This window comes from Winogradskyella pelagia (genome assembly GCF_017581965.1).
Taxonomy (GTDB): Bacteria; Bacteroidota; Bacteroidia; order Flavobacteriales; family Flavobacteriaceae; genus Winogradskyella; species Winogradskyella pelagia.
In genome coordinates, this window is sequence record NZ_JAGEVF010000002.1 from 294,106 (window position 1) to 310,051 (window position 15,946).

Genomic DNA, 15,946 nt, shown 5'->3' on the forward strand with positions numbered 1-15,946 from the left:
TGAGTTAGTTAGTTGGTAAAAAGCATCCTATTTTAGGGTGCTTTTTCGTATTTAGAAATTGCCTCTTTTATTTTTTCGATTCTGTTGTCTGGGTCAGGGTGGGTACTTTGAAATTCTGGTACACGGTTTGGACCTGCTGCTGCTTTTAAAATTTCCATAACACCAATAAGTTCGTTAGGGTTGTAACCAGCCTTAATCATTAATAAAACTCCGAGCTCATCACTTTCTAATTCATCACCTCGGCCATTTGACAAGAGCTGTCCTTGTCCTATCTGCTGTGCCACACCACCCATGTCAATAGCAGAGCTTCCCATAGCAATGACCTTCCAAAAATTAGCATTAGTTATTCTTTCATTGGAGTGCTTACCCAAGACATGTCCTATTTCATGACCCAAGATTCCGGCTAATTGATCTTCGTTCTCAAGCTTTGAAAATAAGGCGTAGGTAATAAATATTTGACCACCAGGAAGTGCAAAGGCATTTATGGTGCGCTCATCTGCCAATAAATGGAACTCATAATTATATGGCGTATCTTTAGCAATACTGTTTGATACAAGTTTATTTCCAACATTGTCAACAAGCGCTTGATATCTATTTTCGGGATGTAATCCACCATGCTGTTGAGCCATTTCAGGAGCACTTTGAAGACCAATGGCGATTTCTTGTTCAGGAGATAAAGAGATTGCTTGTGTTTTTCCTGTATATGGATTTACTTCTTCCTGGCTGCATTTTCTTAAGTAAGCAAAAGCTATTACAGCTACAAAAATGAACAGTCTAAATTTAAAGCCTTTTCTGCGCATAATTCCTGATTTTGAAAGTTAAGTTACAAAAGTTTGACACATAATATTTTAACAGGTCATTTGTAAAACTTAATTTTTTGTTACTTTAAAAAATTTAAATCGGCATTGTCTTCAATTTCATAAGGTTTTTTGCCATATTCAAATATTCGTGCTTTTAATCCACCTTCTAGCTTTAAGGAATTGCCTTTAACCTTTATCCAACTGCCTTCTCGTAATCCTATTACAGGTTGGGTATTGTAAGTTAAAAACTCATTGATACGGGTTTCCCTCGTTTCGCCCATATGTTTGCTGTTTGGAATGGGATCTAAGTAATGTGGATTAATATTAAACGGAACAATGCCTAGGGTTTTAAAACTAGGAGGATACACAATTGGCATGTCGTTAGTGGTATTCATAGTAAGTCCACAAATATTACTGCCTGCACTTGTTCCAAGATACGGGATTCCAGAATTAATAGCCTCTTTTAATGGTTGTAGAGTCTTTGTTTTGTAGAGTTGGTTAACGAGTACAAACGTATTACCACCGCCTACAAAAATACCTTTAGATTGTTTAAGGGTTTCAAGAGGGTTTTTAAATTCGTGAATGCCCTTAATGGACTTGTGTATTTGTCGGAAGGCTTTTTCAACACTGCTGGTGTAGTCATCATGAGAAATTCCACCTGGCCGTGCATAAGGCACAAATAGAATATCATTTGTGTCATTGAAATGAATTTTCAACTCTTCTAAGAGATATTCAAGTGGTGTTCCACCATGAACTGTTGAAGTACTTGCGATTATTAGTGATTTCAAGATTTATTACTATTTAGTATTTGATATACAGGAGCTACTTTTTTAATGTGAATGTGCAATTTAGTATTTAACAAAGATTTACAACGGGTTTTTTATGAGAATTAAAGATTATACCCGAAATTGTATTCTTTAAACCATATACATGAAAACAAATTTACTTGTCATTTTCCTTTGTTCTTTCTTTTTGGGTTTTTCTCAAGACATTGAACGCACACTGATTAACGGAAAAATCATTGTGTCTACAGACGATAAAGAAGGTGTTGCTGTATATAATACGTCCTCAAATAAGGGAACCGCAACAGATAAAGATGGCTATTTTTCAATTAATGTTGCCTTAAATGATGTTATACAATTTAGTGCCTTGCAATTTCAGGACTTTACGGTTAAGATATCTGAAGATATTATGCGGTCCAAAAGACTGACCGTGATTTTAGTAGAGGAGGTCAATAAATTAGATGAGGTCGTATTATTGCCTTTTGGTTTAACGGGAAACATAAATACGGACCTCGAAAATGTTAGAACCTATAATGTAAGTTTAGATTATGTGTATTTTGGTTTGGACCATATTACCGACTTTGAGTTCTCTGCAGATTATAAGACCGAAGCCGAAAATTTAGCCTTTAGCGAATATAATCCAACTGTAGATAATATGCTCAATGTAGTTAACCTTGCTGGTTTTTTACTAAAGCAAGTGGCTGATATAGATATTAATGCTAAAACCAGCGATAAGGATAAAGCCTTAAAGAAAACACCATTTAAAAAGGCCTTGGAAAAATATAGCTATAATTACATCCATAGCAATTTTGATATTCCGTTAGATCAAGTTCCATCTTTTATTGATTATATGGAAGAGCAAGGTGTAGACGAATCCTTGTTGGCAAAGGACAAAGAGATTGAGCTTTTAGAGCGTATAAATCAACTCAGCCAAGTTTTTTTAACTGATTCAAGTGAAAAGGATTGAGATAACTTTTATTGTTCTATCAATACTATTTTGTTCATATTCTGCTGCGCAAAGGGTTGAACTTAAAGGTCAACTAATTGCAAATGATGAAGTAGAAGGTATCCACATTCTAAACAAGACAGCTGCCAAATACGATATATCGAATGAAAAAGGGAAGTTCATCATTCCTGCCAAGGTAAATGATACTATCTACATTTCTGGATTAAAGTACATAATTAAAGAGGTTATCGTTAACACAGAAAATGTAAATACAGGTATTATTAATGTAAATTTAGAAGAAAAAATTAATGAGCTAGACCAAGTGGTTGTTGGTAAGATATTTACGGGAAGTCTCCAGTCTGATATTGAAAATTCAGATGCCAAACCCGAAATTAACTTTTATGATTTAGGCCTACCTGGAAGCACCAAACTCCCAATGACCCAAAACGAACGTAAATTATTTGATGCAGGTAGCGGCCCAACTGCTATGATTATGGGAGGACCTTTTGGCGGTGGGTTGGGTGTCAATTTTCATAAATTACTAAATGCTATAAGTGGCCGTACTAAAAAATTAAAGAATATAGTAGAGCTAGATAATAGAGATAAATGTATAACTAGATTGCGACGTGAATACGAAACTATAATTTTTGAAAATGACTCGTTAGCTGATAACTTAAAAACTGAATTTTTCTTATTTGCCCAAGAGACCGATGGTTTTCTCAAAATGTGCAATCGTAAGAATGATATAGAAGCCATTATTTTTCTTAAGGATAAGCTAAAAGCATATCATTTTAGAAGAGAAGCAGAGCCTAAAGACTAATTTTGGAATTATTTTTGATTCTATGACCTTGAAATATATCCTATGAATAAATTAAATTATGCCCTTATTCTACTGATAGTGCCAGTAGTGCTATCTGTATCCAAGGTTCACGAATATTATGTCAGCGTCACAAGTGTTGAGTATGCGAAGGACCAGCAGACTATTCAAATAATCAGTCAAATTTTCATAGATGATTTTGAACAAGCACTTCGTATGCGCTATGATGAAAATCTACTATTAGCTGGTGAAAATGAGATGGAATCAGTAAACAGTTTAATGGAGCGGTATTTAAAAGCAAAGTTGAAACTATGGGTCAATGGGGAAGAAGTTCAATTTCAATTTCTTGGAAAAGAATATAAAGAAGATATAGTGTATTGCTATTTAGAAATTGCAGATGTTTCCTATATAGACTCCATCACCATGAGCAATAAGATTCTTCTAGATATTTTCGATACGCAGCAAAATATTGCTAGATTCAAAATAAGCGACAAAAATAAGAGCTTTCTTATGGTCCGGGAAAATGCTGAATGCATGTTAAACTTTGATTAAAAAAGTTTTAAAGCAACTGCAATTGCCTATTTTAGGCATCATTTTTATCAACCCTAATTAACAGTTATGAAAATCTTTAAGTTCGTTTTATACAGTATTTTTTTCATCACATCGACTGTGATAGCACAGAATGAAATAAAACCAGAGCGAAAACCAGGTCACACAAATCAAAATAAATTTAAGCAGTTGTATGATGAGTTTGCAACTCCAAACATGTTTCGCACTGGTTCGGGTGCTCCGGGTCCTGGCTATTATCAGCAACAGGCTGACTATAAAATGGACATTGAAATCGATGATGTCAATGCCAGATTATATGGTGATGAAATCATCACTTATACCAATAACTCACCAGACGTTTTAACCTATTTATGGGTTCAGCTCGATCAGAATATGAGAGCTAGAGATAGTAAAACACCTTTGATAAATAGTTCGGGTATAGGTCCGGCAACCACTGCGTCAAGAGCAGTGAACTCCTACTTAAAAGAGAGGTTTGATGGTGGTTTTAATATTGAACACGTAAAAGATATTAATAACAAGGATTTACCTCACATTATAAATCGTACGATGATGCGCGTAGAATTGCCAGAGCCGATGAAAACAGGCGATCAATTCTCGTTTAAGATTAAATGGTGGTATAATATTAACGACCATGTTAAAGATGGCGGGCGCTCAGGTTATGAATATTTTGAAGAGAATGACAATAGAATTTACGTCATGGCTCAGTTTTATCCGCGTATGGCCGTATATAATGATGTTGAAGGCTGGCAAAATTCCCAATTTTGGGGACGTGATGAATTCGCATTGCCTTTTGGTAATTTTGATGTTAACATAACTGTTCCGTCAGATCACATACTAGATGGTACAGGTTATTTGACCAATAGAAAAGAGGTTTTTACCAAAGATATGATGCAGCGCTATAACAAGGCCAAGAAATCCTTTGATAAACCTGTTATGATTGTAACAGAAGAGGAAGCAAGGAAAACAGAAAAAACTAAAAGCAAGGATAAGAAAACTTGGAAGTTGTCTGCTCAAATGGTGCGTGATTTTGGTTTTGCAACCTCTAGAAAGTTTATCTGGGATATGATGGCCGTAAAGCTGGATACTAAAGAAGTAATGGCTGTTTCATTATATTCTAAAGAGGGAAATCCACTCTGGGAGCAATGGTCTACAAGAACTGTTGCTAGTACCTTAAAATCGTATTCAAGAATGACATTTGATTATCCTTATCATAAAGCAATCTCTGTACATGCGCCTATGGGAATGGAGTATCCTATGATTTGTTATAATTTTGGACGACCAGATGAAAACGGAAACTATTCAGATAGGACCAAGTTTGGAATGATTGGCGTAATCATCCATGAGGTTGGTCACAACTGGTTTCCAATGATTGTAAATAGCGATGAGCGCCAGTGGACATGGATGGATGAAGGTTTAAACACCTTTGTGCAATATGTAGCAGAACAAGACTTTGGGGAGTGGAATCCAACAGCACTATCAGAAGGAATGACGAAGTATCCGTCTCGTAGAGGACCTGCTAAGAACATCGTGAGATATATGGGAGGCGACCAAGATTTTATAGCACCAATTATGACCAAAGGTTTAAACACCTATCAATTTGGAAGTAATGCCTATTCTAAACCAGCTACAGGACTAAATATTCTCAGGGAAACTATTATGGGTAGAGACTTGTTTGATTACGCCTTTAAAGAATATGCTAATCGCTGGAAATTTAAGCATCCAACGCCAGAAGATTTCTTTAGAACAATGGAAGATGCTTCAGCAGTTGATTTAGATTGGTTTTGGAGAGGATGGTTTTACACAACGGACTACACAGATATTGCGGTTAAAGATGTAAAGAAATATATCGTTACCACAAAACCGAATGAAAATGGTAAGCGTTTGGCAGAACGTTATAAGCGCTTTGGTATAAATCCAGAAGATGTAATTTACTTTGTAGCTGAAGGCGAAGAAGGTTATGAAGAAGCATTAAGCAATCCAGAAAGCCTTGAAAATTTACCAACGGTAAAAGAGTACATTATGGATAATCTTACACAAGAGCAACAAAAGGAGTTAAAGGAAACGCCAAAATATTTTTATCAGGTAACTTTTGATAAACCAGGAGGATTGGTTATGCCGCTTATTGTGCAGTATAAGTATGCTGATGGTACAACAGAAAAAGTTACTTACCCTGCTCAAATATGGAGACTGAATGATCAAGAAGTAAGTCGTGCCATTGCTAGTGATAAAGAAATTGTAGAAATTACTGTAGACCCTGATTTGGAAACGGCTGATGTGGATACATCAAATAATTCTTGGCCTAGAGAGGTCAAGGAAAGTCAGTTCGATCAATTTAAGAACAGTATTAAAGATTAATAAAAAGAGCCGGCTTAGAAAAGTCGGCTTTTTTTATAGACAAACTCATTCTATATTTGCAAAGTGATTCAATCAGCCACATTATTATTTATTGGTGGAACAGAAGTAGTGTTTATTCTGTTCATTGTTGTATTGGTGTTTGGTGCAGATAAAATACCAGATATTGCTAGAGGTCTTGGTAAGGGAATGCGTGCATTAAAAGACGCAACTAATGATATTAAGCACGAAGTCACAAAAAGCGCCCAGGAGAACAATATCGTAGATACTGACCTTACCAAGAACATAGAAAAGGAAATCAATGAAGTCAAAGATGAAATTGAAGATTTTTCTGGGTCTATTAAGCGAAAGATGTAAATTTCTATCTCTTACGGCTAATAGTAAGACCGTCCCTAACCGGCAGAATAATTGATTCTACGCGTTGATCACTTTTGAGAATCTGGTTGTATTCTAAAAGAGCCTTAGTTGAAATATCTTTGTCATTTAAAGGTTCGACCACTTTACCGTGCCATAGAACATTATCTGAGAGTAAAATACCACCAGGGTTAAGCTTATTAATTATTAAATTAAAATAGTTACAATAGTTGGGTTTGTCCGCATCAATAAAAACGAGGTCGTAGGTCTTATTTAGGTTGGGTATAATTTCAGTAGCACTACCTGTATGTTGGTAAATGGATCCTCCGTAGTCTGATTTATCAAAATACTTTCTTTGAAAATCTCTTAATTCCTCATTGATGTCAATGGTGTCAATAAAACCATTAGGCGTTAGACCCTCTGCCAAACACAATGTAGAATATCCTGTGAAGGTTCCTATTTCAAGAATACCCTTTGGTCTGTGGAGTTTAGAAATCATACTAAGAACACGTCCTTGGTAAGGACCGCTTATCATAATGGGTTGTAAAATTTTTTGATAAGTTTCACGGGTAAGTTGTCTCAGTAATTCTGGTTCTGTTTCAGAATGTGATACAATATAATTATCTAATTTCTCAGGTAAAAAATACATTAGCCAACAATTCTGTTCACCAATTTTGTTTTAGCTTCTTCGTCGTCACCACAAAGCCATTGGATAACGTTGTCTTCCCAAATAGCATCACGTTCTTGCTCATTAATTATATTGCGATCAATGGCAAGGTCTAGAATTTTTCCCGGATAAGAGGATTGTTTCACGCTCTCCATCTCACCTAAGGGATAAGGATCGTCTAATCCCATTAAGACTTGCTTAGAGGTTTGATTCCTTATTAATAACTCTAAACTATTAGTGTCGTGAACGAGAGTGTCAAAGAATATATTTTTATGACCTACAGCTTTTCTTGGATGAATTTTATCTTCAAATAAGTCTGGCCTACCATCAAAACCCTGGATGCGTCGACCTAAATTTATTTGAGCCAATTGACCTCCATGAGCGAAGCAAACACGCATATTTTTATATTTTTCATAGTACCCATTTAGGGTTAAAAAATGATAGGCATCTGCACATTGCGCCAACATCCAAATTAAATGGAATCTCCAGGAGGTGTTTTCGAGTTTTATGAATTTTTCACCATCATAAGGATGAACTTCTACAGCTAGATTGTACTTATCAGCTAATTCAAAAATAGGCTCATTTTCTTCATCAAAAATACAGCGCCAAGTACCAATGGTATCCATATAGTGCGTTGGTAAACATAATAGTTGCATACCTAAAACTTCTACACAACGTTCAATTTCCCAACAAGCACCTCTCACAAAACCAGGATGTACCACAAAACCACAAGTGAATTTTCTTGGATTTTCTTTTTGAATTCTAGCGTTAAAATCATTTTGAAATCTAAGCGCCTGCTTCATTTCCTCTAAACGAAGTCCATTGCCATAAAGCTGAGACAAATTAAGAACCACAGCGTGGTCAATCTTAAAATGCTCCATCCATTCCAATTTTTCATTAAGAAAAAAACTAGAATCGGTAATGGGACGATTCCAATCCTTTTGTAGCATAAATTTTCGGTCTTTATCAACCCAAAAGATACCTTTATCCCTCATAAAATCCGGAATTTCTTCAGGATAGGGGAGCAAGTGGGAATGACCGTTAATTCTAAGCTTTTTCTTAGTCATTGAGTTGTACTTTTTTTGGAGGTTCCATGATGCTTCCACAATTTGGACAACTGCGTTTTTTCTTATCGTTATAATAATTATCAAATATGGCAGGCATATCTGTTTCAATATTGTCTAATGTAAAATTTTCTTCATACAACTTAGTTGTACAATTTTCACAAAACCAAAGGAGCGCGTCTTTTACGCCCTCATCTCTAGGATATTCTATAACTAATCCTACAGTGTTGGCACCACGTTGTGGTGAGTGTGGTACTTTAGGAGGTAACAAAAAAATCTCTCCTTCTTTAATATGGATATCTCTAGGATTACCCTCTTCTATCACTTTTAAAACAATGTCCCCTTCAATTTGATAAAAGAACTCAGGAGTTTCATTGTAATGGAAGTCCTTTCGGCTATTAGGTCCACCAACGACCATGACTATAAAATCACCATCTTTCCAAACGACTTTATTTCCCACAGGTGGTTTTAACAAATGACGATTTTCTTCAATCCAAGATTTAAAATTAATTGGAGGATATAATTTACTCATATTATTGTTTGATTTATTGCAGCTCTCTAAAGTTACAAAGATTTTGTGCGCCCACCATCAACCGGAAGGTTAATTCCATTAATATATGCGGCACGTGCGCTTGCTAAAAATGTTATAGCGTCGGCTGTTTCCTCAGGTTTGGCAAAACGTTTTGCCGGTACTGTGTTTTTCATGGCAGTAGCTGCCTCTTCTTCTGTTTGTCCAGTCTTTGATGACTTATTTTTAATTATTTGGGTTAAACGTTCTGTTCCGGTAGCGCCCGGCAATACATTATTCACTGTAATACCAAATTGACCAAGTTCATTAGCTAAGGTTTTGCTCCAATTGGCAACAGCTCCTCTTATAGTGTTACTGACACCAAGACCATCTAATGGTTGTTTTACAGAAGTTGAAATCACATTGATAATACGGCCATAATGTTCACTTTTCATAAAAGGAACTAGTGCTTGAGCTAAAACATGGTTGCATTTAAGGTGTTGTGTAAAAGCACTTTGAAATTCTTCTAAATCTGCAGAAAAAATTGGTCCTGCTGCAGGTCCACCAGTATTATTTATAAGTATATGGAAACCGTGATTCTTAGAAATGTATTCTGAAACTTTTATTTTTAAATCTTTGGGATTTGAAAAATCTGCCACAATATAACTATGATTTCTATGCGAAGGGAGTTCGCTCAAAACCGCTTTAAGTTTTTCTTCATTTCTTGCAATTAGAGTTATGTTTACTCCTTCTTCTGCTAAAGCTAGTGCTGTTGCTTTACCTATACCAGCAGTACTACCACAAACTAGTGCGTGCTTGTTATTTAATTCCAAATTCATAATAGTCTCTATTTATGGTACACTTTATTCACGATTAGTTTTAAGTTTTGAATGTTTCAGTCAATATTTCAGTTAAGAGTTCTCTCCATTTAAGATAGTCGTGTCCACCTTTAAATTCATTAGCATCTAATGTCAAATTTAATGCATTAGATTCTGCTTCTAAAAAATCGGCATCTTCTTTAAGGAATTGAGGTTCTTCACTTCCGTAGCGTAAATATACTTTTGGGTATTCTATATCCTTTTGCCATGTATTAGTTCTTATGTCTCCCCCAAAAGTGGATAGGCAGATATATGTTCCAATAATATCTGGATTAGAATTTAATAAACTCATTCCGAAACCTGCGCCATTTGAAACGCCGTAGAAAAACCTATCTTCTGTTGTTAGTTCTAAGCTGAAGTTGTTTTCTATCTCTGAAATTAACTCATCCTTAAAATATGACTTATGAGCATCAAATCTATTATACAATAAAGCATCTTCTTCCTTGGAGATTCTGTAATTGACATATTCAAAATTGCGGTACTGTAACTTTACGACCTTTCCATCTCCAGTTGTTGTACTTGTGCTATCTGCTATCTTCTTGTTAGAGTGACTTTCTACAAAAATTATTGGCGCTATAATTTGATTAGAAATTAAAGAGTCTAAGGTAGATTTTAAGAAGCTTTCATCTTTAATAGTTCCGCCGTCAGTTGCGTAAATGACAGGGTATTTGTCTTTAGGCGTAAAGTTTTGAGGTAAGTAAATATTGTGCTTTCTGTATTCTTTTAAGTGATTGCTGTATAAAGAATCTGTGTAATATTTCGATTTTGTTTTTACAACCAGATTATTATTCTTACATGATGTGTTTAATAGGATCAGCATAAATAAACAGCCAAGTACTAATAATGTTTTTCTCATGTCTTATTTTAATATTTAATACACACATTCTTGGCTTCCGTAAAAAAGCGTAAGGCTTCAAAACCACCTTCACGTCCAACACCCGACGCTTTTACACCACCAAAAGGTGTGCGTAAATCGCGCATCATCCAGGTGTTGACCCAAACAATACCTGCTTGTAGTTGGTTGCTCATACGCATGGTACGTTTAAGATGATTTGTCCATAGCGTTGCGGACAAACCATAATTCACTTTATTGGCCATTTCAAGAACTTCTTCTTCTGTTTCAAAGGGCATAATAGTGACAACAGGACCAAAAATTTCTTCTTGATTGACACGGCATTCATCAGTTTGGACTTCTATGACGGTTGGTTCTAAATAATAACCATTTTCAAAACCTTTAACTTTGATTTCCTTTCCACCGCACAATACCTTGCCACCTTCTTGCTTGCCAATTTCGATGAATGATTTTACTTTCTCTAAATGCGGTTTAGAGACTAAAGCACCTATGCTGGTATCTGGAGAGTTGGGATGTCCAACCTTGAGTTGTTTCACTTTAGTAACAAAATCAGCTTTAAATTTCTCGTAAATGGATTGCTCTATAAAAATTCGACTACCGCATAAGCATATTTGACCTTGATTGGCAAATGACGAACGAACCGTTGTTTTCAACATTTCTTGGTAATCGCAATCTGCAAAAATGATATTTGGGTTTTTTCCACCTAACTCTAAAGATAATTTTTTAAACATTGGTGCAGCGACTCTTGCAATGTGCGCACCAGTTGCCGTACCTCCAGTAAAAGAAATGGCTTTAATGTCTGGATGCTCCACAATAGCTTGTCCAGTAGTCGTGCCTAAACCGTGAACGATATTTAAAACGCCTTTTGGTAAACCAGCGTCGTTACAGATTTCACCTAATAAGTACGCCGTCATTGGTGTGACCTCACTTGGTTTGGCAACCACACAATTACCTGCTGCCAATGCTGGAGCAATTTTCCAAGTAAATAAATAGAGTGGAAGGTTCCAAGGACTGATACAACCTACAATACCGATTGGTTGTCTCAAGGTATAATTGATGGCGTTTTGTCCAACACTTTCATGACTCTCACTAGCAAATTGGGTAATGGCATTTCCAAAAAATCTGAAGTTACTCGCTGCTCTTGGAATGTCTACGGTTTTAGCAAGAGAAACAGGCTTACCATTATCCTTGCTTTCGGCTTCTGCAAACTGTTGTAAATTTTCTTCTAAAAACTCTGAGATTTTAATTAGAATACGACTGCGTTCTTCTAAAGTTGTATTGCTCCATTTAGGAAACGCTGATTTTGCAGCTACAGCTGCGTTCTCAACATCTTCTTTTGAGGAGTTGGGGGTTTGACTGTAAACTTCACCGCTGGCTGGATTATAGTTGTCTATCCAATTGTTTTCAATTGGATTCTCAAATTTTCCGTTTATGTAGTTTTTGATGTTCATCAAAACTTTGGTTTAACGCGTTTCTTTTAAAATTTCATCAATTATTTGTTCAATACTGTCAATGTTTTTTTGACAACTAATAATCCTATATAAATAATCGTCTAAAATATTTTCGAACTCAATATCATTAAATATATCATACTTTTTCACTTTTAAAGTTGATTCTTCTTTCCAATTTAAAGCGCCGTATTTATCTATGTCTTTTAAAGCGTAATTTTTATTTAAATAAGGTATTATATCTTGATCTATCTTGATTTCTACACGTTTATATTGAGCATCAAAATCCTTTAAGGCACTCTGCCATTTATAAAGCTGGTCTTTAAGTTTCTTGTTTTTGAGTAATTTTAATCTACCTGATTGTATGAGATCATTTACTGTATTTTCACTTGCTCTAAATTCTCCTGGCTCTAAAACATAAAACAATAAACTATCAGGGTTATTTCTTTCAATATAGGCTTTTGGTTTGCCAAAAAGACTCATAAGTTTATAACCACTTTCTTCAGCGGTATCTGAGCTTAGTTTTGTGTTCTTTAATAGTTTTTGATTTGCAGAAAACTCATCATGAAGATTTTGAAGAATTGAACTCTCTTCTAATTTCTCTTTTCTATTTTCATTCCAATTGTTAATCTGAAGAGCAATCAAAATCCCAATTACTACGAGGATTATTTCACCAATGGCGTATTTGAAGTATTTGCCTGTTTTGTTCTCCATGAGAAGAGATTTGCGTATATGCCGAAAGAATTTAATCATTTATAGTGGCTTAAAAGCCATCACCTTAATTTCAATTACCAAATCTGGATGTGGTAGTTGATGAACTGCTACAGTGGTTCTAGCAGGACCCGTTGCCTTGTCGAAGAATTCTGCGTAAGCCCTGTTGTAATCTGCAAAATCATTCATATTTACTAGAAATGAGGTCACGTCGACTACATCTTGTAATGTAGCTCCTTCTTTAGTGAGATTACGTTCAATATTCTTTAAAACTTCTTGAGTTTGGGTGTAGGCATTGAGCTTTTTTGTTCCCATTTCATCAATAATATCTACACCTGCAATGGTATTATCTGGTCTTCTGGAGCTTGTCCCTGAGACAAAGATAAAATCACCGACACGTTTGGTATGAGGGTAGGCACCTCTTGGGGTAACTTGTTTGTTTTCCATAATAATTAATGTAATCCAGCAATTCTATCATCTTCAAGAATTGCTTCTGTTTCTTGTTTTACTTTTTGTAGCGTTTCTTCTGTTACCGCTTCTGTTGAAATAATTCCATCAGAGAGCATGTTTAATATCGCTTTATCCTGTGCGCGACCTCTTATCATTGCTTCTCTATAACCAATATGTTCATTAAAGGTTACAAGGCTATATTTTGATGAATATGCTTTTGGAAATGCTTTTTCCAAAGCCATTTCTATTTTTCGTTTGTCTTGAAAAATAGCTCTACCCACGTGATCTTTCATTTCATGGAAATTGTCAATGGCCAAATCTGCTATGGCGTCGGTATCTTTCTTTCTGGTTTTTTCGTATTCCGAAAACACGTTTTCCCAATTTCCTTCATGTTTTTCTAAAGCAGCATCAAACTCTACAACATCTTCAAAAGACGCGTTCATGCCTTGTCCGTAAAATGGTACAATGGCGTGTGCTGAATCTCCCATAAGCAGTGTATTTCCTTTATAATGCCAAGGAGAGCACTTTACTGTGCCCAATGGGGCTGTTGGGTTTTCAAAAAAATCTTCTACAAGGTTTGGCATTAGCTCTAAAGCGTCTGGGAATTCTTTTTGAAAGAATTCGGTAACAATTTCAGGAGTGGTTAAATTATTAAAATTGTACTCGCCTTCGTTAAAACTTAAAAATAGGGTGACCGTAAAACTACCATCTAAATTTGGTAAGGCGATGACCATAAAATCACCTCTTGGCCAAATATGCAAGGCATTTTTGTAGGTTTTGTAAGCACCTTTTGCATCTGGCAAAATGGTAAGTTCCTTGTAGCCATGACTGAGCCACTGCTGAGAAAAACTAAACAAAAATTTACGCTCTAAAAAATAGCTTCGTCGTAGTGCCGAACCCGCGCCATCTGTAGCTATGATACAATCGGCATCTTCTATAAATTCTCTTTTTGTGATTGTGTCTTGAAAGTAGGCCGTGGTTTTTTCAAAATCAACAGATTGACACTTCTTATTAAAATGTATGTTGACGTTATTGTGTTTTTCGGCCTCATCCAAAAGTAAAGCGTTAAGACCCTCTCTAGATATAGAATTAATGTATTCATAATCTCGTCCACTATAATTGGATAGAAAGGTATTGCCATCTCGATCGTGAAGCATACGGCCATTCATTGGGATGCACAATGCCTTCACTTTTTCTTCGAGACCAACCAACTTCATGCCTTTATTACCTCTATCTGAAAATGCTAAATTAATAGACCTGCCTGCAGAAATATCAGTTTTACGAAGGTCTGGTCGCATTTCATAAACGGATACATTATAACCGCGTTGAGCCATACGCAGTGCTAATAAGCTTCCGCAGAGTCCTGCACCGATTATAAGTATGTTTTGTTTTTTATCTTTCATTTAAAATTGATTTCAATCGTTCAACCATAATATATACGTCTTCAAATGAATTATAAAGTGGCACCGGAGCGCAGCGAATAACATCTGGTTCTCTCCAGTCTGAAATAATACCAGCATCAGTTAATTTATTATGGAGGCTTTTATCAGCATTTTTAACTTGTATAGATAGTTGACATCCACGTTCCATTGGATTTTTAGGTGTAATTATCTTAATACTTTCATTGTGCAGCTCGTTTAGAAGGAATTCAAAATAGCCTGTGAGCCTTTTTGATTTTGTAATGAGATTATCCATTCCGGCCTCTTCAAACATATCTAGTGAGGCTTTTATTGCAGCCATGGATAAAATTGGAGGATTGCTAAGTTGCCAGCCTTCTGCGCCAGGAAGCATATCAAAATCATCACGCATTATAAATCTAGTTTCCTTATTATGGCTCCACCAACCGGTAAATCGATTTAAATCATTTCTATAAGCATGTTTTTCGTGGACAAATACGCCGCTTAAACTTCCTGGACCTGAGTTGAGATATTTGTAACTACACCAAATGGCAAAGTCGGCTCCAGAGTTATGCAAATCTAAATTGACATTTCCAGCACCATGAGCACAATCAAAACCGACCACACAACCGTTTTTGTGACCTAGTTCCGTAATACGTTTCAGGTCAAAGAATTGCCCTGTGTAGTAATTTACACCACCAATCATAATTAGGGCAATTTCATCACCATGTTCTTCTAATATGGCTTCTAAATCTTCATATCTTGCTAACTCTTCGTTCTCTCTTGAGCTCCACAAAATTAGTCCTTCTTTATCATCAAATCCGTGATGTCTCAGTTGAGATTCAACCGCATATTTGTCAGAAGGAAAGGCATCAGCCTCAATAAGTATTTTATAGCGTTCTTGAGATGGCTTGTAAAACGATACCATCATTAGATGTAAATTAGTGGTAAGGGTATTCATAACCACCACTTCAATCGGTTTGGCCCCAACTATTTTTGCCATATTCTCTGTAAGTAATTCATGGTACGATAACCATGGATTTTTACCATGCACATGACCTTCTACACCTAGTTTGGCCCAATCTTTAAGTTCTTGGTTAATATAGTCTTTGGTAACCTTGGGCTGTAAACCTAGAGAATTTCCGCAGAAGTAGATAATATCGGTTCCATCTGTGTGTTTAGGGATATGAAATTTAGTTCTGTAAGAAGCTAATGGGTCAGCCTTATCTAGTTGAAGTGCAAAGTCAATCCCTGTGTTGTAAGTGCTCAATGACAATTGATTTTAGCTGTGATAACAAAAATAATCATTTAAAATGAGGCGTTAAAGGCTTTTGTTGGCTTCAATTGAT

The 15,946-nt window shown here is 35.8% G+C and carries 17 protein-coding genes; 5 read left to right on the forward strand and 12 right to left on the reverse strand.

Annotation, left to right across the window (positions count from 1 at the left end; genetic code table 11):
* Positions 1 to 32 precede the first annotated feature (32 nt).
* Positions 33 to 800, reverse strand: a complete 768-nt coding sequence (locus tag J4050_RS03705) for a M48 family metallopeptidase (protein WP_208152603.1) — start codon at positions 798 to 800, stop codon at positions 33 to 35.
* Positions 801 to 880: 80 nt separating this feature from the next.
* Positions 881 to 1,588 carry a dipeptidase PepE gene (pepE, locus tag J4050_RS03710; protein ID WP_208152604.1) on the reverse strand — a complete coding sequence of 236 codons (708 nt, stop codon included), beginning with the start codon at positions 1,586 to 1,588 and terminating at the stop codon, positions 881 to 883.
* Positions 1,589 to 1,730: 142 nt separating this feature from the next.
* On the opposite strand from pepE, the gene J4050_RS03715 reads away from it, so the two are divergent.
* The 5 genes from J4050_RS03715 (at position 1,731) to J4050_RS03735 (ending at position 6,624) form a co-directional block, all read left to right on the forward strand.
* Positions 1,731 to 2,549 carry a carboxypeptidase-like regulatory domain-containing protein gene (locus J4050_RS03715; protein ID WP_208152605.1) on the forward strand — a complete coding sequence of 273 codons (819 nt, stop codon included), beginning with the start codon at positions 1,731 to 1,733 and terminating at the stop codon, positions 2,547 to 2,549.
* Positions 2,536 to 3,348, forward strand: a complete 813-nt coding sequence (locus J4050_RS03720; protein ID WP_208152606.1) for a peptidase associated/transthyretin-like domain-containing protein — start codon at positions 2,536 to 2,538, stop codon at positions 3,346 to 3,348. The genes J4050_RS03715 and J4050_RS03720 overlap by 14 nt, the downstream gene beginning before the upstream one ends.
* 42 nt (positions 3,349 to 3,390) lie before the next feature.
* Complete coding sequence (locus J4050_RS03725) at positions 3,391 to 3,897, forward strand: DUF6702 family protein (protein WP_208152607.1); 507 nt, start codon at positions 3,391 to 3,393, stop codon at positions 3,895 to 3,897.
* 66 nt (positions 3,898 to 3,963) lie between these two features.
* Positions 3,964 to 6,270, forward strand: a complete 2,307-nt coding sequence (locus J4050_RS03730) for a M1 family metallopeptidase (RefSeq protein WP_208152608.1) — start codon at positions 3,964 to 3,966, stop codon at positions 6,268 to 6,270.
* A gap of 63 nt (positions 6,271 to 6,333) precedes the next feature.
* Entirely contained in the window at positions 6,334 to 6,624 is a 291-nt protein-coding gene (locus tag J4050_RS03735; protein ID WP_208152609.1) for a twin-arginine translocase TatA/TatE family subunit, read from the forward strand.
* 4 nt (positions 6,625 to 6,628) lie between these two features.
* Here the strand turns inward: J4050_RS03735 and J4050_RS03740 are convergent, their stop codons facing one another.
* The 10 genes from J4050_RS03740 to kynU are packed head-to-tail and all read right to left on the reverse strand — an operon-like array spanning position 6,629 to position 15,867.
* Positions 6,629 to 7,270, reverse strand: coding sequence for an O-methyltransferase (locus tag J4050_RS03740; RefSeq protein ID WP_208152610.1), 642 nt, complete (start codon positions 7,268 to 7,270; stop codon positions 6,629 to 6,631).
* A complete protein-coding gene (locus tag J4050_RS03745; RefSeq protein WP_208152611.1) occupies positions 7,270 to 8,355 on the reverse strand; it encodes an amidohydrolase family protein in 1,086 nt (361 codons plus the stop codon). The genes J4050_RS03740 and J4050_RS03745 overlap by 1 nt, the downstream gene beginning before the upstream one ends.
* Complete coding sequence (locus J4050_RS03750; protein ID WP_208152612.1) at positions 8,348 to 8,884, reverse strand: 3-hydroxyanthranilate 3,4-dioxygenase; 537 nt, start codon at positions 8,882 to 8,884, stop codon at positions 8,348 to 8,350. Before J4050_RS03750 ends, J4050_RS03745 begins: the two co-directional genes overlap by 8 nt.
* A 32-nt stretch (positions 8,885 to 8,916) precedes the next feature.
* Complete coding sequence (locus tag J4050_RS03755; protein WP_208152613.1) at positions 8,917 to 9,699, reverse strand: SDR family oxidoreductase; 783 nt, start codon at positions 9,697 to 9,699, stop codon at positions 8,917 to 8,919.
* Positions 9,700 to 9,739: 40 nt separating this feature from the next.
* Positions 9,740 to 10,594: an alpha/beta hydrolase gene (locus J4050_RS03760; protein ID WP_208152614.1), complete on the reverse strand. Its 855-nt coding sequence runs from the start codon at positions 10,592 to 10,594 to the stop codon at positions 9,740 to 9,742.
* An 8-nt stretch (positions 10,595 to 10,602) separates the two neighbouring features.
* Positions 10,603 to 12,042 carry an aldehyde dehydrogenase gene (locus J4050_RS03765; RefSeq protein WP_208152615.1) on the reverse strand — a complete coding sequence of 480 codons (1,440 nt, stop codon included), beginning with the start codon at positions 12,040 to 12,042 and terminating at the stop codon, positions 10,603 to 10,605.
* A 12-nt stretch (positions 12,043 to 12,054) separates the two neighbouring features.
* Positions 12,055 to 12,792, reverse strand: a complete 738-nt coding sequence (locus J4050_RS03770; RefSeq protein ID WP_208152616.1) for a DUF6090 family protein — start codon at positions 12,790 to 12,792, stop codon at positions 12,055 to 12,057.
* The gene (locus J4050_RS03775; protein WP_208152617.1) at positions 12,793 to 13,197 is read right to left on the reverse strand and encodes a RidA family protein; all 405 of its coding nucleotides are present in this window, start codon (positions 13,195 to 13,197) and stop codon (positions 12,793 to 12,795) included.
* Between the two features lie 5 nt (positions 13,198 to 13,202).
* Positions 13,203 to 14,603 carry an FAD-dependent oxidoreductase gene (locus tag J4050_RS03780; protein WP_208152618.1) on the reverse strand — a complete coding sequence of 467 codons (1,401 nt, stop codon included), beginning with the start codon at positions 14,601 to 14,603 and terminating at the stop codon, positions 13,203 to 13,205.
* Positions 14,593 to 15,867: a kynureninase gene (gene kynU, locus J4050_RS03785; RefSeq protein WP_208152619.1), complete on the reverse strand. Its 1,275-nt coding sequence runs from the start codon at positions 15,865 to 15,867 to the stop codon at positions 14,593 to 14,595. The genes J4050_RS03780 and kynU overlap by 11 nt, the downstream gene beginning before the upstream one ends.
* Positions 15,868 to 15,946 lie beyond the last annotated feature (79 nt).

What these genes read in the sequence shown, in the direction of transcription:
- J4050_RS03740 (WP_208152610.1), bottom strand. Translation starts at nt 7,270, where the DNA reads ATGTATTTTTTACCTGAGAAATTAGATAATTATATTGTATCACATTCT.
- J4050_RS03750 (WP_208152612.1), bottom strand. Translation starts at nt 8,884, where the DNA reads ATGAGTAAATTATATCCTCCAATTAATTTTAAATCTTGGATTGAAGAA.
- J4050_RS03760 (WP_208152614.1), bottom strand. Translation starts at nt 10,594, where the DNA reads ATGAGAAAAACATTATTAGTACTTGGCTGTTTATTTATGCTGATCCTA.
- J4050_RS03775 (WP_208152617.1), bottom strand. Translation starts at nt 13,197, where the DNA reads ATGGAAAACAAACAAGTTACCCCAAGAGGTGCCTACCCTCATACCAAA.
- J4050_RS03780 (WP_208152618.1), bottom strand. Translation starts at nt 14,603, where the DNA reads ATGAAAGATAAAAAACAAAACATACTTATAATCGGTGCAGGACTCTGC.
- J4050_RS03770 (WP_208152616.1), bottom strand. Translation starts at nt 12,792, where the DNA reads ATGATTAAATTCTTTCGGCATATACGCAAATCTCTTCTCATGGAGAAC.
- J4050_RS03715 (WP_208152605.1), top strand. Translation starts at nt 1,731, where the DNA reads ATGAAAACAAATTTACTTGTCATTTTCCTTTGTTCTTTCTTTTTGGGT.
- J4050_RS03745 (WP_208152611.1), bottom strand. Translation starts at nt 8,355, where the DNA reads ATGACTAAGAAAAAGCTTAGAATTAACGGTCATTCCCACTTGCTCCCC.
- J4050_RS03705 (WP_208152603.1), bottom strand. Translation starts at nt 800, where the DNA reads ATGCGCAGAAAAGGCTTTAAATTTAGACTGTTCATTTTTGTAGCTGTA.
- J4050_RS03755 (WP_208152613.1), bottom strand. Translation starts at nt 9,699, where the DNA reads ATGAATTTGGAATTAAATAACAAGCACGCACTAGTTTGTGGTAGTACT.
- J4050_RS03725 (WP_208152607.1), top strand. Translation starts at nt 3,391, where the DNA reads ATGAATAAATTAAATTATGCCCTTATTCTACTGATAGTGCCAGTAGTG.
- J4050_RS03730 (WP_208152608.1), top strand. Translation starts at nt 3,964, where the DNA reads ATGAAAATCTTTAAGTTCGTTTTATACAGTATTTTTTTCATCACATCG.
- J4050_RS03765 (WP_208152615.1), bottom strand. Translation starts at nt 12,042, where the DNA reads ATGAACATCAAAAACTACATAAACGGAAAATTTGAGAATCCAATTGAA.